This window comes from Pseudonocardia sp. CA-142604 (assembly GCF_050948475.1).
Taxonomy (GTDB): domain Bacteria; phylum Actinomycetota; class Actinomycetes; order Mycobacteriales; family Pseudonocardiaceae; genus Pseudonocardia; species Pseudonocardia alaniniphila.
Window position 1 is genome coordinate 3,312,845 of the sequence record NZ_CP192045.1, and the last position, 24,276, is coordinate 3,337,120.

Genomic DNA, 24,276 nt, shown 5'->3' on the forward strand with positions numbered 1-24,276 from the left:
GGAGCGCGCCGACGCGCGGGCGCTCGCCGCCGTCCAGCGCCTCGCGGCCGCTCGCCAGGCCGGCCGCCGCGTGCGCGGGTGGCTCGCCTGGCGCAGGCTGCCCGCGCCCCTGCGGGCCCGGCTGCGGGCCGGTACCGACCGGGACGCGACGCTGGGCAGGCTCGTGGGCGAGCTGACCGTCTCCGAGGAGGCCCGCAGGCTCGCCGACGAGCGGCGGGCGGAACTGGAGCGCACGCTCGCCGCAGCGCTGCAGGAGGCCCGCAGCCGGGCGGCGGTCGCCGGCTTCACCCGGCAGCAGACCGACGCGGGCACGCCGCTTCCGGGCTGGCGGCTGCGCAACCCCAAGAACGAGCACCGGATCTACCCGACGGGGCTCCAGTCGGTGCTGCACGGACTTCCGTTCGTGGGACCGGTGCTGACCTCGATCGGCTTCTTCCAGCTGCTGCACCTGAAGCTGGTCTTCGCAGGCCCGCGCAAGGCCTGGGCCGAGGAGAAGGCACGGTGGGAGGCCCGGCGCAGCACGGGTGTTCCCGGCGGGCTGCGGGGCCGGATCCTCGCGGTGCGCGCCTGGGAGCAGCGGGTGCGGGCGTTCGTCGGGGAGCTGAAGTACAACCGAGCCTTCACCTCCGGCATGCCGCTCATGCATCCCGCGGTGGGGCCCGAGTGGAACTTCGGGGGCGGGTTCTTCGGCGTCGGGATGAAGGTCAGCGGCGGCCTGCTGGCTGGCCCGGACTTCACCGCGTTGGACGTCCGGACGATCGGCAGGGACCCCGCGCAGGCGAAGGACATCCGGTCGAGCGGGGCGTTCCCGCTGCTTCGGCTGTCGTTCCTCCAGCTCTACGCCGGGGTGCTGCGGCTGGACCTCGGGTTCGTCACGTTCGCGGTGCCGGGCAAGAAGTGGGAGCAGAAGGTCGACACCCCGCTGCAGGCCGGCCTGCAGCGGTTTAACCTGCCGTGGCGGATCTGGAACTGGCTCCGGGTGACCGACCTGAAGCCGTGGTCGTGGAAGCCGTTCGAGTTCATGACCCAGTTCCACCTGGTGTTCGGGATCGGGCCGCGGCACGACATGCTGCCGAACTTCGTCGAGTGGCGGATCTCGGGGCAGACGATCGAGGTCTACCGCCACGGCGAGCGGGTTCGCACGATCAACCTGGTCGCGGACGTCTCGCAGGCCCTCGGCCGCGCGCTGGGCGGCGCCGTCCGGTTCGTGGGCCGCGCCCTGCCGGACGGGGCGCAGCGGCGCGCCGTGGCCGCGTGGGAGCGCTGGCTCGGGTTCCGGGCCGCGCGGGGCGCCGCCTACCAGCAGACGCTGCGGGCCCGGGGTCTGCGCGTGCTGGACCGCGCGGTCAGCGGGCAGCTCGCCCGCCTGGAGCGGGTCGAGGCCGCGACGGCACGGCTCGAACGCCTGATCGCGCAGCGGCTGCTGCAGAACCCGGCGCTGCTGGCCGTCCCGAACGACCCGTGGCTGGCGGCGCTGACCCTGCGGTGGAACCAGCTGCGCCGGCTGCGGGACGGGCTGCGCGCGGCGATCGACCACAACATGGGCGTCCGCGGCGCGATCGAGGAGGGCCCCGGCAGCCCGCTCGCCCCGATCGCGGGTGCGTCACCGGTCGAGCCGGCCCTGGTGGCGTCCCGGCCGGGCACCGCCGCAGGCGTGGTCGCGTCCGAGATCCTTCCCGGTGACCGGACCGGGTCCGGCGCCGGTCGCGTCGGCTTCGACCTCGGGCCGGTGGCGGGCCGCACCGATCCCGGGCACCCGGCGAACCGCAACGTCGACGCGATGGGCGCCGTGGTGCTCCGGTCGGCGCGCACGGCCGGTGGGCGCATCGTCGCGGCGGTGGCCGACCAGCAGGGCTACCTCGGCGGCCGCGTCCCGGTCTCGCAGGTCGCGGTGCGCGCCGCGATGGAGGCCGCGCTCGCGGCCGACCCGGCGGTCCCGGCCGACCGGCTCGCGCGCGAGGCGTACCACGCGGCGGCCCGGGCCGCGGCCGCCGAGCCGGCCATCGCCGCGTTCCTGCTCGTGGTCATCACCCCGACCGGCCCGGACACCGCGCGCGCTGTGTTCGTCGGCGTCGGGGACGGCCGCGGCTACCTGGTGACCAGGGACGGGATCGCGCAGGCCACCGAGGACCACACGTGGAGCGTGGTCAACCGGGACGAGAGCACGCCCGCCGAGCACCCGGTCCAGTTCGTCACCCGCTGGGTCGGCCGGGGCGCCGACCACCGGCCCACCGTCGTCGTCCGCGACGTCACCGGCCCGGTCACCGTGGTGCTGACCACGGACGAGCTGCACGACTTCTACCCGGACCGGGCCGGACAGCACCCCAACCGCGCCGACCTCGGCGACATCGTCCGGACCGCGCCGACCCCGGCCGCGGCCGCCGATCGGCTGATCGACACCGTCCAGCCGCTGGGCAGCGGGAACAAGACCGCGGTGGTCGTGCGGGTCGACCCCGCCGAGCTCGCGGCGCCCGCGGCCCTCCCGCCGGCCGCCGGGACCGGCGGCGGGTTCTCCGCCACCCCGATGGACGAGCCGACCCGGCAGCGGGTGGTCCGCGTGGCACCGGCCCTGCTGCGGGCATCCCGTCCCCTGGACCCGTCGGCCTACCCGCACCTGGCGCGCGGGCCGCCGGCCGCGCCGGTGCAGGTCGTGCCTGTGGCCGTGCGGTCCGCGGTCGGCCTGGGCGACCTGGCGGACTCGCTGGTCGCGTTCGGGTGGACCGACCCGGTGCACGCCCCGCACAGCGTGGTGCTGGTCTTCGCCGACACGCTGGCCGAACTCGACACGCTGACCGCCCGCGGCCTGCTGGACACGAACTGGTGGCCTGCCGTGCTCGGGCACGAGGTCGAGTTCCACCTGGCCGGCGCCGAGCACACCGGGGCCCGACACGACGCTCACACCGCGCCGCTGGCCGCGCAGCTGCGGGGCGCCCGTGCCGACGGACCCGGGCCGATGGGCTGGGGCAGTGACCTGCTCGCCGAGATCGACGCGCTACTGCCGGACGCCGGGGACGCGACGGCGGGCTCCGGCGAGCTCTCGCCGCGCCGCCGCGCCGTCATCGGCGCGGTGGCCGCCCGGGCGCCGGTGGCGGAGGAGATCCCGGCCGGCGCCCCGGAGATCCCCGCTCTCACCGGCGGGCTCACCGCGCAGGACTTCGGCGCGCACCGCGCCCTCGGCGTGCGGGCGATCCACGCGCTGACCGCGCGGCTGCAGGTGGTGGGCGAGAGCGGCGACGTCTGGATCTGGGCGTCCGGCGACGGCTGGCTGTACCTCGACACCGAGGTGCTCGCGACGCTGCGCGGCGCCGAGCCGAGCGTGCTGGAGACGGTGCTGGCCGATCCCGAGCTGGTGCTGGCCCGCCTCGGCGGTGGTCCCAGCCCGGCCGCCCGCCGCGCGCTCTTCCTGCACGGGCTGACCCGCACGGCCGGGCCGGAGCTGTCGGAGGCGCAGCTGCACGAGGTGGCGCCGCTGCCGTGGCTGCCCCCGCTGGCCGACCCGTTCGTCTTCGGGACCCGTTCGGAGCCGGTGTTCCGCCCGGTCCAGGGCGAGTCCGGGCGGCGGGCCCTGCAGGGCCGCGAACTCGGCGGGCTCGCCCCGGCCGTCCTCGACCGGCTGGTGGACGTCGCCAGGTCGGACGCCCACGGGCCCGCGGACGTCGGTGTGCTGCTGTGGACCGACGGGGCCGTCGGCTACGTGGTGGCGCACCTGACCGAGGCGCCGTCGCGGTTCCGGCTCCCGGGCACGGGCGGCGCGACCCGCCGGGTCAGCGTCAGCGCGGCCGGGCAGATCCTGCACTTGACCGGCACCGTCCTGCCGCGGCCGGCGGGCCGGGCGGCGGCCGGACTCGCGGTCCTGCGGATCGAGGACCCGCTGCTGTCCGAGCTGTCGGCAGCGCCGCTGGGGCTCGCGCCCGCGCCGCGGGCAGGCGAGCCGGTCGTGGTGGCCGCGACCCCGGACGTGCGGCTCGTGGTCCAGTACCTGGAGGGGCAGCAGCACAGCGACTCCGACCGGACCGTCGTGGTCAGCGCCGCGGTCACCGCTGCGGGCGAGGGCACCGGAGTCCCGGTGACCGGTCTCGGCTGGGACGGCGGCACCGGGCCCGGTGTGGTCGTCACCCCGGCGCGGGCGGGCGAGCCCGAGCGGCTCGTCGGCGTGCTTCCCGCGGGCGCCGCCGGTGTCGCCGTGCCGGCGGCGCTGATCCGGGAGCTCCTGACCGCGGCGGGACTCACCCCACCCGCCGTGCGTCCCGCACCCGTCGACCCGAGCTGGCAGGCACGGCTCGCGGCGGCGTCCCGTTTCGCCAACCGGTCGCCGCGGACCTTCGCCCCCGAACTGCGCGAGGCGATGGCCGCACTCGTCGTCCCGGCCCCGGTCGGGACCAGGGCTGCGGAGCAGATCATGCTCAGGTCCGGGACGGTGATCTGGGCGCTGCTGACCGACGGCAGCCTCTGGGTGGCCCCGCGCACGGCGTTCGCGCGCCCGGCGGGCGAGGTGTTCGTCAAACACCCGGTCGTGGCCGACGGGCAGTCCGTGCTGGCAGCCGGCGAGGCCCGCCTCACCCGCGACCCCGACGGCGCCGTCACCGGCGTCCACATCGACGTGCAGAGCGGGCATTACCACGGCGGGAACACCGACACCCAGAACCGCGCAGTGCTCGCCCTCGGCCGGGCCGCGTTCGCCCGCCACGGCATCGGCTTCCCCGCGGGTGCGGGCGGGGCGGTGGCCGTCGGCGGGCTGAGCGAGGAGGAGCACCGGGCGCTGCTCGCCGCGGCACCCGCCATGGCCGCCGCCGCCCGCCCGCTGGACGGGCGCCGGTTCCCGTACCTCGCGCGCGGCCCGCCGGGGCCGACCGTGCTCGTGGTGCCGACGGCCGCACGGCGGGCCGCCGGGCTCGACGCGCTGCGCGACCGGCTCGTCGCGTTCGCCTGGAACTCGCCGGGCCGGTCCCCGGCCGGTGGCGTGGTGTTCGTCTTCCGGGACACCGCCGCGGAGATCGAGGGTCACCTGGCCGGCGGGCGGCTGCCGGAGCGGTGGTGGCGGGACGTGCTCGCCCACGAGCGGGAGTTCCACCTCGACGCGGTCGAGCACACCGGGGCCCGGCACGACGCCTCCGCCGCCGAGCTGGTCGCCGCGTTGCTGCAGGCCCGGGCGGCGTCGGCCCCGGCGGCTCGCTTCCGGGCGGCCCTGCGCCGGGCGACGGCCACCGCGGGCCGGGGCGGGGTGCTGCTGCGGCAGCGGCTCGCGGTGCGGCGGGGCGGCCAGGGGTCGGTGGCGACCGGCGGTGGCGTGGTCCCGGCCGGACCGCGGTCGGGCGTGGCCGCGCGGCCTGCGGGCGGGCCCGGGGTGGCGTCGGCGGTGCGGTCGATGGCGCGGTCCGGGTGGTCGGTGCTGCCGATCGAGGTGCAGGTCGGTGGCCTGTGGGCCGGGCTGGTCGCGGCGCGGGCGGGCCGGGCGGTCCGGGCGTGGTGGGCCGACACGGTGGCCGGGCTGCGGCTCGTGTGGTCCCCGCCGGCGTGGGTGCTCGAGCGGGCTGGACCGTCGCAGCGGACCCGGGTGAACGCCGACGTCGAGCACCGTCTCTACGCGCCGTGGCTGCAGGAGATCCTGGGCCCGGCGGGCGAGTTCGTCGACCAGCTGCTGCACCTGAAGCTGGCCCGCAAGGACAAGCTGGCCCCGGTCCAGGGTCGGCGGCTGACGCTGCGCGAGCGGATCTCCCGGGCGCGCGAGGTCGTCGCCCGGCTGATCTACAACCGTGCGGCGACCGGCGGCATGACGCCTGCGTACCTGCCGCCGCTCGTGTTCCGGCTGCCGCTGCCCGGGTGGCTCGACGCGCTGGTGGACGTCTCGCTGCGGGTGAGCGCCGGGAACATCGGTGTGGTCACGGTGCTCGACCAGGCCGAGGTGGCCGGGCGGACGACCAAGAAGACCCGGTCGATCGGGGCGTTCCCGGTGGTCCGGGTGTCGCTGCGCATCGCGGTCGGGCACTCGTTCCGGATCGAGCCGTTCCTGCTGCACTTCGACGTGCCGGGCAAGGCCCTGGAGCAGGTGGCGGCCACTCCGCGGCTGGTCGGGTTCCACCCGGTGCGGCGGGTCGTGAACTGGGTGCGGAGCCACGACTTCGCGCTCTCGACGTGGCGGGTGTTCGACTTCATCTCGCAGTCGCAGTTCGGCCTGGGGCTCGGGCCCGCGCAGGACGCGCTGCCGAACTGGGTGGAGTACCGCGGGTCGCTGCAGACCGTGCGGGTGACCCGTCGCGACGGGCGCGTCGTGACGATCAACATGATCAAGGGCCCCGGCGCCGGCCTCCGGCGCGTGCTTTCCGCGGCCGCCCGCGGCGTCGGACGGGTGCTGCCGGCCCGGGTGCGCGGCTACCTCGCCGGGCTGCCGCAGCGGGTGGCGGCCCGGGGCGCGCGGTACGAGGTGCGGCACCGGCAGCGGATGCTCGGCCGGTTCCGGGCCGAGCTGGAGCGGCAGCGGGCCGGGTTCGTCGAGGTGAGCGCCGCACTGGCCCGCCTCGACGAGGCGCTCGCCGCGGGCGCGCTGCCGGTCGTCGTGCCCTGGTACAGCACGATGTCGACGCTGGCCGGGACGCCGCTGCACCCGCGTGACCTGCTGGAGATGCAGCGGGCGCGGCTGGTGGCGCTGCGCGCCGAGCTGGTGGCGGCGATCCGCGACAACCGGCAGCTGGAGAAGGCCATCGTCGAGTCGCTGACCGCGCTCGGGGTTCCGGTCGAGGCCGCGGCGCTGCCCGCGGGCCGATCGCCCGCCGCCGTGACCGGTGGTGCTCGCGCGTTCGGTGCGGCGACCGAGCCGGGCCGCCCAGGCGCCGCGAGCGGTGACGCCTGGCGCGGCGGTGCTCACGCGGGTCGCGTCGTCGCCATGGTGGCCGACCAGCAGGCCGGCACGTCCGGGCCGGCGCCGGCGTCCGTCGTGGCGACCGAAGCGGGAATCGCGGCGGCCGGGCGACAGCCGGAAGGGGCCTCGGCCGAGCAGGTCGCACAGGCCGTCTTCGACGCCGCCTCCGCGGCGACCACGCCGGCGCCGGGCGTGCTCGATCCGGACACGACGAGCTTCCTCGCCGCCGTGACGACCGGCGACGGCCGGGTCGTGCTGGCGGGGGTCGGCGACAGCCGCGCCTACCTGGTGCGCCGCGACGGCACCGCGGAGCTGCTGACCACGGACGACAACATGGCGGCCGCGCAGACCGCGGAGGGGCCGGTGCCGTCGCGGCCGACCTCGGTGAGCACCCGCTGGCTCGGCCAGGTGCCTGCGCCGCAGCCGGGCGTGGTCACCGTGACCGTCACCGAGCCGGGCCTGCTGGTGCTCGTGACCGACGGCGTCTCCGACCTCTTCCGCACCCCGGCCGAGCTCGCCGCGGCGATCGACGTCTCCGCCGCGCTGCGCGACCCGCAGCGGGGCGCGCGCCAGCTGGTCGACGCCGCCCGCGCGCTGGGCGGAATCGACGACCGCACGGCCGTGGTGATCCCGGTCGGGACAACGCAGACCACCGGTGGCGCCGCGACCGGCGGCGCGGTGGCGGTCGGTGGGCTGTCGGACGAGCAGCGGGATGCGCTGCTGGCGTGGCTGCCGCGCGTGGTCGAGCACCTGCGTCCGGCGGACGGCGTGCTGGCCGGGATGCCGCGCGGGCCGCCGGTGCTGGTGCTGGACACTGCGGCGCTCGCGGGCCAGGTGCCTGCGGGGCTGACCGGGGTGCTGGACCGGCTGGTCGCGTTCGGGTCGCTCGACCCGGGTGTGCCGCTGGCCGCGGGCGGTGTCGTCGTCGTGACCGACCGGACGGCTGCCGAGCTCGGCCGCCTCGCCGCCGCCTACCTGCTGCGCACCGACTGGTTCGCGCGCCTGGTCGAGCACGAGGTGCGGTTCCACCTGGGTGGGGCCGGGGACGCCCACGGGCACGACGCGGACGCCGCCGCGCTCGTCGACGAGCTGCGAGGGGCCCGGCTGCTGGCGAGGCCGGCCGCGGACGTCGCGTTCTGGCGGGGAGCCTGGGAGGAGCTGGCCCGGCTCGCGTCGACGCCGCGGGCGGAGTGGACGGTCGCGGACCGCCGGCTCCTCGACGGCATCGCGGGCCGGATGAACCAGCCGTTCAGGAAGGGCGAGGACTGGTCGTTCCTCGACGCCGCCGGATGGCTCGCCGTGGCGCTGGGGGAGCCGACCTGGCTGGCCAAGCACTGGAGCCGGGCGACGCGCCGGGATCGGCTCGCGCTCGGGCTGCTGGCCGCCGCGACGGGGGCGGCGGCCTGGGTGGGCGAGCTGCCGAAGCGGCGCCGCGCCCAGCACCGGCTGATGGAGCTGGTGACCTGGCACCTCGACGGGCACCTGGAGCCGCTGCGCGAGATCGGGGAGCAGCTGCTCGTGCTGGCGCCGCCGGTGGGGTGGAAGACCGACCGGCCGCTCTTCTTCGGCGCATGGATCGGGCTGCTCGACGCGGTCCAGACGAGCCAGCGGTTCGACTTCTTCGCCGAGGTCGCCGAGCGGCCCGCGGACCGGGCCACCGCGCGCGAGGCGGTCGCCCGGCTGATGGCCGGGCTCGCCGCCGACCTCGCCGCCGCGCCACCGGCGCAGCGGGCGGCGCTGGTCGAGCGCGGCACCGAGCACCTGCAGCGGATCGTCACCGACGCCTGGATCACCGAGATCGACGCCGTCGACGACGGCGGGCCCGCGGTCGGGCTGCGGGTGGGCCCGGCCGCGCCGGAGGAGCGGACGCTGCCGCTCCGGCCTGGCGAGCGGCTGTGGGAGGTGTTGATCGGCAGCCACTCGGAGCACAACGCACGGTTCGCCGCGCTACTTGCCCGCTACCTGCGGACCTGGCAGGTCACCGGGGACCGCGTCGCGGCGGCGCGGGCGTTCTGGCTCCGCTGGCGCGCCGAGCTGCCTGCCGGGGACGGGACGGAGCCGTTCGTCGCGCGGGACACCGCTCCCGCGGACGTCGTCGCGACCGCGCGCGGCCGCGGCCGAGGTGTCGAGGTGCTGGTCGGTGCCGAGCGCGACCCGCTGGAGATCCTGCAGCTGGGCTATCCGCGGCTCGGCGGGTCCTGCCTGGACTGCGTCGTCGGCGAGATGCGCGCCTACAGCCAGGGTCACGTCCTGCACCCGCGGGCGGTGGTGGTGCAGGCCTGGGCCCGTAACCCGGACGGCACCCGCGGAGAGCGGCTGGCCCGGCTCTCCACGCTGGTGACCGACGCCGGGATCCTGGTGGTGAGCGCCCCCGCGACGAGCGCGACCCTCGACTTCGGCCCTGCGTTCGGCGCCTGGCTGCAGACGTGGGCGGAGGCCACCGGCCGGCCGCTGATCTTCCCGGCACTGGTGAACCCGGCCGAGGGCGAGCCCGAGGTGCTCACCGTTCCGGCGGGGACGCAGCGGCGGGCGATGATGCTCGAGATCCCCGCCGACGGGGTCGCCCTCATCTACGCCGACGCGCTGGCCTGGTCGGAGCCGACCTCCCTGCCCACCGAGGTCATCGACAGCGTCCGGTACTGGGACCCGCGGACCGCGGGCGACCGGGCAGGCCCGCTCGCCGACGGCGGCTTCACCGGTGCGGAGACCCGGCTCGTGCAGCGCTCCCTCGCCGCGCTGCGGCAGACCCCGGCGGCGCGCCGCTGGGCGCCCGGCGGCCTGCGCAACCGCGGCCCGCCACCGGCCGCCGTGCGGACGGGCGAGGAGCTGCTCCTGCCGCGCACGGCCGACATCGCCCGCCTGCTGCGTCGCGACGGCGTCGACCGGGCCACGGCGGCCGATCTCGCCGGACGCCTGTGGGCGTTCAGCTGGCGCGACACCGGCTCGGGTACCTCGGTGATCGTCGTGCCCGTCGAGCGGGGGCGCGTGCTGACCCGCACCGGCTTGTGGGGGCCGGTGCTCGCGCACGAGCGCGACTTCCACCTCACGCCCCGGACGCACGACGAGCGCGCGCACCGGCAGCACGCCGACGACCTGGTCCGGCGCATCAACCGTGCGGCCGGGCTCGGTGGCCCGGCACGTGCGGTCGCCCTCGCCGCCCGGGTCGTCGGGCCGCTGCTCGGCGCCGCGGCGCTGGTCGTCGCCCCCGCCGCACCGGCCGTGTTCGCCGCAGGGCCCGCACATCCCGCCGCAGTCGTGTCGGTCCGGACGACGGGAGTGGAGCTGCTGGTCGTGCACGGCGACACGCTGTCCCGGCTGGCGGCCGGGCTCGGGATGCCGGTCGACGCCCTCGTCGCGGCCAACCCGGGCCGGTTCCCGGACGCCGCCGACCGCCACCTCATCCGTTCCGGCGAGCGCCTGCGGGTCCCCGCGAACTGGTCCGGGAGCTGGACGGTGCAGCGGGGGGAGACGCTCACGGTGATCGCCTACCGGTTCCGGCTGTCGGCAGCCGACCTCGCGCGAGCGCTGCCCGCCCGGTTCCCGACGGTGGCGAGCCGGGACGCGATCGACATCGGCGAGCAGCTGGCCGTGCCGAGGCGGCCGGGCCGGTCCGGGGAGCCGGGCACGCCCTCGCCTCCGCCCTCGACGGCACGGCCGGAAGCACCGGCGCCCTCGCCGTCGCCGACCGCGACGGCCCTGCCGCGACCCGGCGACGGGCCGTCGATCCGCGGGCCGCCGGTCGAGGTGCTGACCGGTGCCGCCCGGGTGATCGCCGGGATCGTCGCGGCCGGCCTCGGCGGGCTGATGCTGTGGCAGCGGTTCGCGATGTGGCGGGCCGGTCGGGGCCCGCAGGCCCGCGGCCGCGGCGGCGCGGTCACTCGCGCGGTGCCCGGGCTGCGGCACCGGGTGGTCCCCGCGCTGCGGTCCGCCGCGCGGTTCGGGTGGTCGCTGCTGCCGATCGAGGTGCAGGTCGGCGGCCTGTGGGCGGGGCTCGTCGCGGCTCGGGCGGGGCGTGCGGTCCGGGCCTGGTGGATCGACACGGTGGCCGGGCTGCGGCTCGTGTGGTCCCCGCCGGCGTGGGTGCTGGAGCAGGCCGCCGCGACGCCGCGGATCCCGTGGTGGGAGCGGTTCGTCACCGAGCGGCGGTTCTACCCGACCTGGCTGCAGGAGTTGCTCGGCCCGGCCGGGGAGTGGATGTTCCAGCTGCTGCACGCGAAGCTTCCGCGCCCGGCCGCCGGCGCGAACGGCAGGCTGACGCTGCGGGAGCGGCTGCGGGGCTGGGTCGTCCGCGCCTCGACGGTGTGGAACCGGGCGGGGACGTTCGGGCCGCGGGTGATGGTCTCGTCCGTCGTGGCCGTCCCGCTCGGGGAGCACATCGAGCTCGGGTTCAAGGGCACGGCGGGCAACTACGGCTTCCTGACCGTGCTCGACACCGCCGACCACTTCGGCGCGACGACGAAGCGGCGCAACCGCGTCCTCGGGTTCTTCCCGCTGGTGCGCGGTGACGTGATGGTGTCGTTCTTCGGGCACTTCCGCGTCGGGCTGCTGGTGGTGCACTTCCACGTGCCGGGCAAGCCGCTGGAGCGCACGGCGCAGTCGCCGCGGATGGTCGGGTGGCACCCGGTGCGGCGGGTGGGCAACTGGGTCGTCGGCCACGACTGGGCCGTGTCGACCTGGCGCGTGCTGGAGTACATGGTCCAGTTCCACGTCGGTGTCGGCATCGGGCCTGCGCAGTTCGAACAGCCCAACTTCGGCGAGATCCGCTGGGCGCTGCAGAAGGTGAAGGTCGTCCGGGACGGCCGGGTCGTCGCGGTCAACATGATCAACACCGGCGACCTCGCCCGCGGGCTCGCCCGGCCCGAGCCGGGACGGGTGCGCCGCGGGCTGCAGGCGGCGGGCCGTGGGCTGTTGGGGCTGGTGCCCCGCCCGGTCCGGCGGTGGGCGGCGGGCATGCCGGAGCGGGCGGCCCGGCACGAGCTGCGGCTCAAGCGGCGCGCGATGGCGCGGATCCGGGCCGAGGTCACGAGGCAGCGCGCGCAGCTGGGGATCGTGGAGGCCGAGCTGGCGCGGCTGCGGCAGGCCGAGGCCGACGGGCGGGTGCCCGTGCTGGTGCCCTGGTACTCCGCGATCTTCACCGTCGGCGGGGTCCCGGTCGACCCGCGGCAGCTCGTCGCCCAGCGGCGCGAGCAGCTGGCGGCGCTGCGGGAGCGGCTGCTCGCCGCGATCCGGGCCAACAACGAGACCGTCGACGCGATCATCGAGTCCTCCCCGCAGCTGCGTGAGCCGCACGAGGTCGGCGGCGGCCTCCGCGTGCAGAGCGTGGCCGGTCCGAGTGGGCCAGCGCTGGGCGCGGCGAGCGAGCAGGGGCGGACCGGGCAGGGAGCGGGCGGCGATGCCTGGCGAGGACTTGCGACGGCGGCCCGCGTGGTCGGTGTCTTGGCCGACCGGCAGGGTGGGACGGCCGGGACGGTGCCGGTCTCCGAGGCGGCGGTGACCGCCGGGATCGACGCCGCGGCCCGCCAGCCCCACGCCGCCGGGCCCGAGCAGGTGGCGCGGGCGGTGTTCGCCGCGGCCGCACAGTCGGCCACCCCGGCTCCCGGCGAGCTGGACCCGGACACGACCAGCTTCATCGCGGCCGTGGCGGGCGCAGGCGGGCGTGTCGCGGTGGCGGCCGTCGGCGACAGCCGGGCCTACCTGGTGCGCCACGACGGTGGTGTCGAGCTGCTGACCACGGACGACAACCTCGCGACGGCGCAGACCGTCGAGGGCGAGGCGCCGGTGCGGCCGACCTCGGTGAGCACCCGCTGGCTGGGTCAGGAGCCTGCGCCGCAGCCGGCCGTGGCGACCGTGACCGTGTCCGGACCGGGGCTGCTGGTGCTGCTCACCGACGGCGCGTCGGACCTGTTCCGGGGCCCGGCCGACCTCGCCGCGGCGCTGGACGTGCCCGCCGCGCTGCACGACCCCGCCGCCGCCGCCCGCCGGCTGGTTGACGAGGCCGCGCGGCGTGGCGGCACCGACGACCGGACGGCTGTGGTGATCCCGCTGCGGCCCGCCACGACGGGGAGCCCGGACGGCGGGCAGGTCGCCATCGGCGGGGGCTCGGCGCAGCAGCGGGCCGCGCTGCTGGCGTGGCTCCCGACCGTGGCCGGGCACCTGCGCCCGCTCGACGCGGTCGTGCCGGGGATGCCACGCGGGCCTCCGGAGGCCCCGCCGGTGCTGGTCCTGGACGCCGCCGCTCCCGCGGCCCCGGCCGGCGCGCTCGACGGGCTCGTGGCCTTCGGCTGGCGGGATCCGCGCGTGCCCGCCGCCTCCGACGGGGTCGTCGTCCTGACGGCGGCGATGGCGCGCGAGATCGCCGGTCATCTGGCTGCCGGGCGGCTGGGCCAGGACTGGTGGAACCGGCTGATCGGCCACGAGGTGGGCTTCCACCTGGGCGGGGGGCGCGACGGCGCCGACCACGACCGCGATGCGGAGACGCTGGTCGACGAGCTGCTCGCCGTCCGGGACGCGGCACGGGTGGCGCTGCTCGCGGTGAGCACCCGCGGCCGGCGGGCGGCCCGGTGGGTGGACGAGACCGCCCCCGCGGTCGCCGCCGCCGTGTTGGACGCCGTGCACACCGTGGAGGAGCGGGGTGGCGTGCGCCCCGCCGGGCAGTCGGTGGTGGACGTCGTGAGCCCGCTCGGGCACTGGGTGACCGAGGGCCTGGAACCCGTGCAGGCCGACGGGCTCGCCGGGGCCGTCGACCGCACGCTCGACGCGCGGGGCCTCGACCGGCTCGCCGTCGTCTACGTCGTGGACCGGGAGCGCGGCCGCGTGCTCGTCGACGCGGCGCTCCTCGCGCGGCTGCGGGAGCTGGAGCAGGACGTCCGGGTCGCCCTGGAGGAGCACGTCCTGCTGCGGTGGCGGCACCCCGACCGGCCCGCGGAGCAGATGTGGCGACGCGACGAGCCGGCGGCCGTCGACGCGGTCGCCGATGCGCCGGGCCTGCCGCTGCACCGGCTCGACGGCGTGACGTTCGTGCGGGCGCTGACTGCGGAGACCGTGCGCGGCGGGCGGCCGAAGGTGCTCCTGCTCCGGGACACGGACGGCAGGCTGGTCGCCCCCATGCAGTGGGGGCACGACCCGGCTGTGACGGTCGCCGCGGTCACCGCGGCCGGGTTCGCCGCGCGGGCCGGCGTGCCGACCGCCCGGGCGTGGCTCGCGATGGCGAGCGAGGACGTCCTGGACGGCGCGGGCCGGGTCGTCGTCGAGGCCGGGGACGTGCTGGTGGTGCGCGAGTTCCTCGACGGGGCCGCGCCCGAGCTGGACGCCCCCGGCAGCGGCATGCAGCGGGCGCAGGTGGCCGGGGAGTTCGTGATCACGGCGCTGCTGCAGGACTCGGATCTGATGCGCGCCACGGAGGACGACCGGATCCGCACCGCGGACGGGCGGCTGTGGTGGTTCGACTTCGACCAGTCGCTGCCGGTCGGGCGGCACGCGCGCCCGTTCGAGCGCGGGCTGCGGATCGGGTCGCGGCCGGAGATCTACGGCCGCCTGCTGCCCGCCGACGTGCTGGCGCAGCTGGAGCACGTGTCGCGGCTGCGGGAGCAGCTGCTGTCCGGCGTGCCGGGCGGGGTGTGGCGGCGGATGCTCGCCGCGCGGCTCGACCGGGTGCGGCGCATGGCGGCCGAGGCCCGGTTGCCCGAGCCCCTGCTGGGCGACCTGGAGCGGGCGGCCGATGCCGCGGCGTCCCGGTACCCGCAGGACGCGCGCCCGGCGGACGGTTACCTGCCCGTGCACGCCGAGCGCGCGCTCGCCGGTGCGGCCGACCGGCCGGAGCAGGAATCCCGGCTGATGCGCCTGGTGAGCCCTGGCCGGCTGCGGCAGCTCGTCGGGACCGGCGCCGACGTGCAGGTCCACGGCTGGCGGGACGGGACGTACGGGCATGGCCAGTGGGAGATCAGCCTGCCCGCGGGCCACGTGGACGACGCGACGAGCGAGCCGTGGGTGCTCGACCTGCGCGGCGCCCCGCCCGGACGGGTGCTCCCGGCCCTGCAGCGGGCGCTGCACCCTGCGGACCGGACCGGCCCCGAGCCCTCCCGGCCGCGCGCCGACCCGCCCGGCAACGCCCCGCGACCGGCGCCGGCCGCGGACGAGTCGACCGCCACCGTCGAGGACGTCGCGGCGGCGTTGCGCGCCCGGGGCACCGAGGTCGAGATCCGCGGGGCCGGGCTGCCCTGGGTGGACGGGGTCCCGGCGCTGCTCGGTGCGGTGTCGGGGCGCCCCGTGGACGAGCTGGCCGGGCAGGCCGTCGCCGCGGCCGGGGAGCTCGGGTCGCTGGGCAGGCTGGCGATCTGGGCGCGCACGCCCGCCACCGCCGAGGAGTTGGCCGCCGTGCTGGACCGGGTGCGGGTGGCGCACCCGGACGGCTTCGACTGGATCCACCTGTTCACCGCCGAGCACGCCGTGACCTTCGACCGGTTCGCACGTCCGGGCGGAGGCGCCGACGGGGGAGCGGTGGCCATCGGCGGGCTGTCCGCCGCCGACCGTGACGCGCTGCTGGCGTGGCTGCCCACGGTGGCCGGGCACCTGCGGCCGCTCGACGCGGTCGTGGCGGGGATGCCGCGCGGGCCGCCCGGGGCCCCGCCGGTCCTGGTCCTCGACGGTGCCGCACCGGCGGGCCCGGCCGGGGTGCTGGACCGGCTTGTGGCCTTCGGCTGGCGGGACCCGGCCGTCCCGGTCGCCGCCGGCGGGGTCGTCGTCCTGACCGTGGCGATGGCGCGCGAGATCGCCGACCATCTCGCTGCCGACCGGCTCGGCATGGAGTGGTGGCACCAACTGATCGCCCACGAGGTGCGCCACCACCTGACCGGGACGCCGGTCGCCGGGCACGACGCCCATGCGGCAGCCGTGGCCGCGGGGCTCGGGATCGCCCGGCTCGCGACCGACCCCGCGACAGCGGACGGCGCCGGGCTGAGGCGGGTGCTGGCCGGTGCCGGGCTCGCCGGAGCGGCCGACGCGCTGGTGCGGATGGACGGTCAGATCGATTGGGTCGACGCAGCCTGGCGGGAGGACGTCCGGCGGTCGTGGCTGCTCCTCGCGGCCGACACGGCCACGACGTTCGCCGCTGCACTCGCCGACGGCGAGCCCGCCGCGGCGGCGTCCGACCGCCTCACGGCCGAGGGCGCCCGGCGTGCGGCCCGGTTTACCGCGCTGGACGCGGCGGCGGTGCTGCGCGAGCTCGCCGACGCCCGGGAACGCCAGGTGGACGGGCTCGCCGCGGTGCTGCCGTGGGTGCAGGTCCTGCGGCTGGTCGCGGCCCACCCCGGCGGAGCCCCGGCCCGCGAGCTAAGGTCCCTCGCCGGTCGCGCGGGCCCGGCGCTGCCCGCCGCGCTCGCCCACCTCGCGGGCGCCGGGCTGCTCGACCGGGACGGGGACGCTCCGACGGCCCGCTTCACGGTGCCCGTCCACGTGCTCGACCTCGTCGCCGGTGATGCGGAGGCAGGCGACGGGCGGCTGTGGACCGCCGTCGGCTCGGCGATCGGCGTGCCGGACCTGCGGACGGCCGCCGGACAGCGCGCGCTGCTCGCGCGGTCGGCGGACGTGTTCGCGGTGGCAGGCGGCGAGCTGCAGAGGGTGCTGACCGGCACGGGCTGGAAGTCCACCCTGCTGCTCCCGCTGGTCGAGGTCGAGTTCGGCATGGAGGTACTGGCCCGGCTGCCGGGCGGGGGCGCGATCGCGCCCGAGCTGCGCGGGCCGGTCGCCGCCGCCCGGGCCGAGCTGGCCGAGATGCAGGCGGTGTGGCGGTTCGCCTACGTCGACTGGAGCGACACCGTCACCGCGTGGGCGGCGAGCTGGCGGCTGCTCGCACTGCTCGCGCAGCGGCCGGCCGCCCGGCCCGGGCCGCTGCGTGTCGTGGTGCTCGACCGGATCCTCGCGGTGCTCGCCCAACAGATCGGCGACGACGGCGACCAGTGGCGGTTCCTGGCCGAACCCGGGTGGCTCGCCGGCGCGCTGGCCGCGGACAGCGGTTCGGCGCCCGCGTGGCTCGACCGTTTCTGGGCCCGCGGGACGCGCCGGGACCGGCTCGCGCTGGCGCTCGCGACGGTCGCGACCGGTGCCCCGGCGTGGCTCGCCGAGCTCCCGAAGAGCAGGCGCTCGGAGAGCGCACTGGCCGCGCTCGTGCGGTGGACCGTCAACCCTGGCCTCGACCTGCACCGCGACGGCGTCGACGGGCTGCTGGCGGCGATGCCGGACCGCGGATGGCGCGCTGACCGGGCCCAGTTCATCGGCGCCTGGCTCGACCTGGTGCGGGGTCTGGAGCGGGTCGCGCCCGTCCTGACCGACCCGCTGCACGAGGTCGTGTTCGGTGTCGTCGACTCACTGCGGCACACCCTGGCCGCGCGGGCCCCGCCGGCCCGGCCTGCGGCGCTGACCGCCGCCGCGACGCAGCTGCAGCTCCACGCGGTCACCGGGTACCTGCACCAGCTCGGCGTGCCCGTCCCCGACGGTGTGCTGCCGCACCCGCTCGACGCGCCCGTGTGGGACGCGCTGATCGGCCACCACAGCTCGAGCAGCCCGCTGTTCGACGCACTGCTCGCCCACTACTTCCGCGCCACCACGGACCGCGCCGCCGCCTTCTGGACGGAGTGGGGGACGCGCTCCCACGAGCGGACCGGGCGGCCGCTGCGCGACTCCGCGCCGCCCGACATCGTGCGCTCGGTCCGCGCTCCCGCCGAAGGCTCCGCGGGCACCGAGGTCGTTGCGGGCGTCGCGACGGACCCGGTCGAGATCCTCCGGCTCGGCCACCCGCGGCTCGGCGGGTCCTGCCTCGACTGCGCCACCGGCGTGATGCGCGAGCACACCAAGACCTACGTGCTGCACCCGGACATCGCGGTCCTCTACGCGTGGCGCCGCACCCCGGCCGGCGGCCGCGGTGACCGGATCGCCCGGCTCGCGGTCCTGCGGACCGAGCACGGCCTCCTGCCCCTGAGCGAGGCCCCCTACACCAGCAGCCGGCTCCCGGCCGCGCCCGCGTTCGGCGGCTACCTGCGCAGGTGGCACGACCGCAGCGGCCTGCCGCTGCTGCTCACCCCCCAGCAGGCGCGGGCCCTGGACGTCGACGTGTCCCGGTCGCCCGCCGAGCACGTGGACATCCGCGTCCCCGCCCCCGGTGACGGCCAGTGGCGGCTCTGGGCCGACGTGCTGTGGGGCGGCCTGCACGACCTCCCCTACGCGGGCACCGTCGAGGTGCACCGCTGGATCCGGCAGGACCGCCCCAGCGCCGCGCTGCTCGCCGAGCACGCGGACGGCTACGTGGTCGTCACCGAGCCCGCGGCGGTCGAGGCGGTGCTCGCACGGGTGCGCGCACTCGAGGAGCGGCACGCGGTCCGGCTCGACGGCGCCGCGCAGCGCACGGCAGGCCCGCAGGGGTGGTGGCGGGCCGAGGGCCACTGGTTCGCCGTCGCCGACGGGCTCGACGCGGCTCCGCTCGACGTGCCGGGGCTGGGCCCGGTGGGAGTGCTGTACCTGCTGGAGTCCGGGAGGAACCGGGTCGTCGCGGACGCGGCCGGTCTCGCCCGGGTCGCCGCGCTCGACCTGGACACCCGGGTCCGGCTGGAGCACGAGCTCCTGCGCGCCCTCGACGACCCGGCCGCCGGCGGATGGCGGCACGTCACGGCCGGGCCGGGGCCGGTGGTGGACGAGCCGGTCGGGCTGCTGCTGCGCCCGCTGCGCGCCGTGGTCCACGAGCGGGCCCTGGGCAGCAAGGAGCTGCCCGACGGCCGGCCCGCGACCATGCTGGTGCGCACCGCCGACGGGTCCCGTCTGGTCGTACACCACCGCGCCGTCGCGGACCTGGTCACGGCGGTCGTCACGGCGGCGCTCTTCCGGGTCGCCGGCGTGCGCGCGGTCCCGACCTCGTTGGGCGTGGTCGTCGACGACGTGCACGACGCGACCGGTGCCGTGGTGCTGCGGGCGGGCGAGCTGGTGGAGGTCGGGACCTACGTCGCCGGCCCGGTCCCCTCCCTCCACGGGGCCGCCGCGGCGGCGCTGCGGGCCCAGGTGGCCGCCGGGTTCGCCGCGGCGGCGCTGCGGGCCCAGGTGGCCGCCGGGTTCGCCGCGGCGGCGCTCATCGGCGACACCGACGCGCTGGCCGTGAGGGCCGCCAACCTCGTCCGTGCCGCCGACGGCAGGCTGTGGTGGGTCGACTTCGACCGCGGCCTGCAGCCCGACCACGGCTCGCCCGACGAGTTCCTGCGGATCCGGTCCCCGGGTGCGGCGGCCGTCTTCGGCGCGCTCACGGAGCAGGACGTGCTCGCGCAGCTCCGGCAGCTGACGCGGGCGCGCGAGCAGCTGCTCGCGGTCGTGCCCGGTGCGGAACGCCGTGCTGATGTCGAACGCAGGCTCGACCGGTTCGCCGAGATCGTCCGGGCCGGCCGCCTGCCCGAGGCGCTGCGTGCGGACCTGGCTCAGGCCCGCGGGGTCGCCGCGTCCGGCGCCGACCAGCCGGCGCTCGCCCTGGCGGACGCGGGGCCGCTGCCGGTCGGGCGGCCGGGTGGACAGCGCCGCTACGTGGGGACGACGGCCGGGCTGCGCGACCTCGCCGCTGCCGGGCAGCGGGTGTGGCTGCACCCCGGCCCTGGGCCGGGCTGGACGGTCACGGTGGAGCCGGGCGGGGCCGATCCGGCGGGCCACGCCGGGAACCCGGTGCGAGGCCCACCGGCCGACCCACGCGAGGGCGGAGCGGTCGCAGTGCTCCGCGCCACGGGCGCGCCCACCCGGCTCGACGACGCCGAGCACGCGCAGGTGCTGCGGGTGCTGGCCGAGCGGCGCCCGGCGATGCGGGAGGTCGCGCCGGAGCACCCCGCGTACCGGAGGGCCGACCCGGACGGGGCCTGGGCCGAGCACGCGCCGCGCCTGTACGCGGTGCCCGGGCTGAACGCCGACCTCCCGGAGCGGTTTGCGGTGGTCGAGTTCGTCGGGCCCGACCCCGCGCAGCCCGGCCGGCAGGCGGTGTTCGTCGACGCGGAGGTGCTCTCCCGGCTGGTCCAGCTGCCTGCGCCGTGGCGGGGCCTGCTGGCGGCGCGGGAACGGGCGCGGCTGCTGGGGGTTGCCGAGGACGTCGTGCAGGCGATGCCGCTGCCGCCCGCCACGGCGCTGCACGCGCTGGTCCGCCCCGAGCTCGTCCGCGCGGTCACGACCGGCGCGCCGACCGAGCTGGACCGCCAGCCGAGCTCCGGTACGGCGGCCAGCTGGCGCAGCCAGTCCGGCAGCGTCGACATCGAACTCAGGACCAGCCGTACAGTTTCCGAGAGTTGGGAAACCGGGCCCCGTGAGGTAGCACGCGCAGCTGCGGGTCGCCACCAAGCCGGCGCTGGCCCGGCGGCGGTGAGGCGACGCTCGTTGCACTGTTGGTCAGGCCCAGACCAGCCCATCCGCATTGGTGGCGAGCACGACATCGTCCCGGCGACCCTTCCAGCGCCTTGTCGACCACCTCCTCGGAGTCGCCGTAGGCGTCCGCGGTGTCGATGACGTTGATGCCGGCGTCGATCGCCTTGCGGATGATCTGGGCCGAGTCCCCGGGGTCGTTCCCCATGGACGTCGTGAACATCAGCTGACCGCGGAGGTCGCCGATTTACGAACGTCCTGCAGTCGGAACTCGCCGATAGAATTGCGTGAAACAGGAGCGCGAGACTGACGGCGGACTGTGACCTGGCGTCGGTCAGCTGGTCCCCGGTGGGCCGGTGTACGCGCGATGGTTGGCTGCGGTCGCGGCCTTGGGCCAGCCGACCGCGGGCGAGGGGGTGATGACCTCGAGCAGCTCGTCCCGGGTGACGGAACCGACCACCCCACTTACCCCGAACAGAACGCCGCGATTGCCGCCTACATCCGGCTGGCGCAACACCCACACCTAGCCGAAGACCACCTTCGCCGTTGGCTCACCGATCCGGATCTGGACCAGTTGGCCGGCCGAGGCTGCGTGACAAGCCACAGCGTGGTCCGCGCGTTGGAGGGACGATGCGTACATCGCGCATAGGCGCGTGCTGGAGTGATCGTCGCTGGAGCCGATCTGGAGCCAACATGGGCCGCGAACTGCGCCGGACACAGTTCAACGTACGGCAGCTGCATCGCGACGACCTGCAGATCTGCTGTTATCGCAGGTCGGGAGCTGGTTCGCGGCTACCCTGGGGGTCAAGGGGTCGCAGGTTCAAATCCTGTCGTCGCGACGGCACGATGGGCGGTTCCCTACGTCGGGGGAGCCGCCCATCAGCGTTTCTACCTGCGGAAACACGAATGGGCGCCGGTTTTACTTACGGCCTTGTGGATCATCGCGGGCTGTCCACTGTGGTTATGGAACGTCAAGCAGGAGCGAATCTGGAGCGGCATGCTCCGCGCTTTGACTGTAACGGCCAAATGAGGTCGGGATCCTTGCCAAGCGAGCCCAAATGTGGTCAGCAGTGACTAACGTCACAATCCGTCTGGCGGTCGGGTCTCGAACGGTATGGGCTTCGCCCAGGCTGTGCCCGATCCATGAAGCTGGCGTCGCCAGACGTCGGTTCCCGATGATGGGCCGACGGGCTGGCCGCGCAGATCGACGCAGCTGCGCCGGCCTGACGGTCACGGGGCCAGGGCCACCTCGGCCAGCAGCGCGTCGCGGTTGGCGAGGATGAACTCTTTCAACACCGCTGGCTTCAGATCGACCGCGGAGAGGGCGTCGCTGCGCAGGTCTACGCGCTCGAGCTCGTAGCCGCCGCGCGAGGGATCCGCGTATTCCTCGCCGCTCCTGGCCTGCTCGTCGATCTTCGACAGGCGTGCCGCGAAGATGTGCTGCAGCGATACCCCACCCTCGGCGGGCATGCTGACGAGGAACACCTGCGACGCGTCCGCCACACGCGCACCCAATTCCTCGGCCAGCTCCCGATATAGTGCCGCCTCCACAGAGGCGTCAGTGTTCTCGACGCCGCCACCGGGCGCCGTCCAGTAGGGCTGCTGCCCGGGCTTGGTCCGTTTGATCAGCAGCAGTTCGCCGTTGTCGGTCAGAAGGATGGCGCGCGCCGATCGCTTGATCACCGCTGCAACACTAACTAACGTGGCCACTGACGAGATTGCTGGCGGCCGGGAGGTCGGTGGTGACGCGGCCAGGTCTCGCAGCCACCAAGGTATACACGTCCATGCACGACGACACCCGGCCTGCGATCCGGCGGCCCGGCATCGCAGGGCTCATCCGCCCGACGAAGGCGGGGCGCCGTACCCCACGGCGACCTGACGGCGTCGCCGCTCAACCCTCCGCGGTGAGGGAGGCTTCTCCCCGCACCCAGCGTCGGAGCAGCTCCTTGCGCACCTTGCCATTCTCGTTGCGCGGCAACCTCTCGACGTACTCCAGTTGGGTTGGCAGGTACCACTCGGTCATGCCCTCGTCGGTGAGGTACTTACGCAGCTCGTCCAGAGTGACCGGCGGCTCGGTGGCCGGAACGACGACGGCGCACGCCAGCTCGCCGCCCCGGCCGTCCGGATAACCGACCAGGACGACATCCGCGACGCCGGGGTTCTTCAGAAGCTCGGACTCGACGTCACCGACCGGGATCATGAACGCCCCGCCGATCCGGTCGGCGGCGCGGCCCATCAGTCGGATCCCGCCGCGCCCGTCGGGCACCGCGAGATCACCGGTGTCGTACCAGCCGTCGTCGTGGTTGGCGATCACGTGCAGCGCCCCGGAGTCCCGCCCCACGGTCGCCAGGCACACGCTGCCACCGCGCACGAACAGCCGGGCGGGCCGGTCCCTCGTGATCTCGGCCTCCGAGCGCAGGTCGAGCTCCACGCCCCGGACAGGGCGGCCGTCGCTGTGCATGGCCCAATCGACGGGGTCGTCGACGCGGGTCACGGTGGCGGCGCCGACCTCGGTCATCCCCCATCCGCTCAGCAGACGCGCCCCGAAGACATCCGACACCTGCGAGACGAGCGTCCTCGGGATGGTCGTGGCGCTGCAGGTCATAACGCGGAGGGCGGGCAACCGAGGTGGAGCCCCACCGGTGGCCGCGATCATGTCGTAGACGAAGGTCGGCGCCCCTGAGAAGCTGGTGGCGCCACTCTCGGCCAGCGCATGCATGCCCCGCTCGCCCGACCATGCGTCGAGCAGGGCCATCGACCCGCCGGACACCAGGCTGGCCCGGGCGCCGATCTGGCCCATGACATGCATCAGCGCATGCGGGGTGAACCGCACATCGCCGGACCCGCTGTCGTACACCTCGATGATGCCGCACGCGGCCGCGTACATCGTGTTCTGGCTGTGCAGCGCGCCTTTCGGCTCTCCCGTCGTGCCGGACGTGAAGAGAACCATGGCGACCCGATCAGGATCTTCGTGGGCGTCGTCGAGGGCCACCGGATGGCGCTGCTCCCATGGCGTCCCGACGAAGAAGGACCGGAAATCGATCTCGCCGTCGGAGGGTTGTCCGATCACCACCCGGTGGCGCAGCTCGGGCAGGCCGGGGGCGATCTCGGCCAGCGCAGCCGCGTGGCCGAACCCGGCCCACTCGTCGACCGTGACGACGACACCCGCGCCCAGCCGGTGCAGCATCCGCTCCAGCTCGCGCGGCCGGATCGTGGTCATTATCGGCGCGACCACCGCCTCCAGCCGGGCGGCGGCGAGTAACAACGCCTGTCCCTGCCACCAGTTCGGGAGCTGGCACGCCACCACCTGTCCCGGCCGCACACCCAGCTCGTACAGAGCGCCCGCGAACCGCTCGACGTGACGGGCGTACTCGGCGTAGCTGATCAATGCGGAGCCGGCGTCGGCGCGATAGGCCTTGATGGCCGGCGCGTCGGGCGTCTCGTCCCGCCACCGACGCAGTTCGGGAATCTGCCCCGAGTCGCTCCACACCCCGCGGCGCGCCAGCGGCGCGCCGCGACCTCGGGAGGGCGAATCCGGAAATCGACAGGCACAGTAGAACTCCTTCACAGCGCAAGTGTTCACGTGAATTGCAGTGCTTGATCGTTACGAAATGGCGATTGCCGGGCGGCACTCACCGACGACTCCTAATTCGTGACTTTTTCCACCCACGCCGAACGTCCTCGCGCGAGAGGCGCGGAATGCGCGGCCCTCAGATCCGTCCGCCTCCCGGTCGAGAGGTGACCGGGAGCGCCCGGAGCGCGGCATCCGTGCCTCCCGCCCCGTGCTCAGCCACACCTCTGGCTGCGTGCTGCAGTGAGTGAGCGACGAGGACTGACAGCGCGAGGCCAGAGGGTCCCGCGGCAATCCTCGCCCTGACGAGACGGGATGGACGGTTGGCTACGTGGTCGGGGAAGCCGCCCCGTCAGCATCCCTCCGAGCGGAAATACCCGCATTGGCAGATTCGGTGGTCTCGTTGGGCGGCCCCGTCATTGACCGTACTTCGGGGTCGTACGGCGCCCTGGTCAGAGTCAGCCCGATAGTCCATCCATAC

At 76.0% G+C, this 24,276-nt stretch carries 4 protein-coding genes (1 of these 4 running past the window's edge); 1 reads left to right on the forward strand and 3 read right to left on the reverse strand.

Translation table 11 applies throughout. The annotated features are described in order from the left end of the window. On the forward strand, positions 1–20,368 hold the 3' portion of the coding sequence (locus ACQPZQ_RS15250) for a DUF4781 domain-containing protein (protein ID WP_433296131.1). Its footprint begins 19,319 nt before the window's first position; 20,368 of the gene's 39,687 nt are visible here — the last part of the coding sequence; the start codon falls outside the window, past its left edge; it ends in the stop codon at positions 20,366–20,368. Between the two features lie 190 nt (positions 20,369–20,558). Here the strand turns inward: ACQPZQ_RS15250 and ACQPZQ_RS15255 are convergent, their stop codons facing one another. The 3 genes from ACQPZQ_RS15255 to ACQPZQ_RS15265 form a co-directional block, all read right to left on the reverse strand. Further along, positions 20,559–20,684, reverse strand: coding sequence for a hypothetical protein (locus tag ACQPZQ_RS15255; protein WP_433296133.1), 126 nt, complete (start codon positions 20,682–20,684; stop codon positions 20,559–20,561). Between the two features lie 770 nt (positions 20,685–21,454). Beyond that, positions 21,455–21,907, reverse strand: coding sequence for an NUDIX domain-containing protein (locus ACQPZQ_RS15260; protein ID WP_433296135.1), 453 nt, complete (start codon positions 21,905–21,907; stop codon positions 21,455–21,457). 208 nt (positions 21,908–22,115) lie between these two features. Beyond that, on the reverse strand, positions 22,116–23,792 hold the full coding sequence (locus ACQPZQ_RS15265) for an AMP-binding protein (protein ID WP_433296137.1): 1,677 nt from the start codon (positions 23,790–23,792) through the stop codon (positions 22,116–22,118). Between the last annotated feature and the right edge of the window lie 484 nt (positions 23,793–24,276).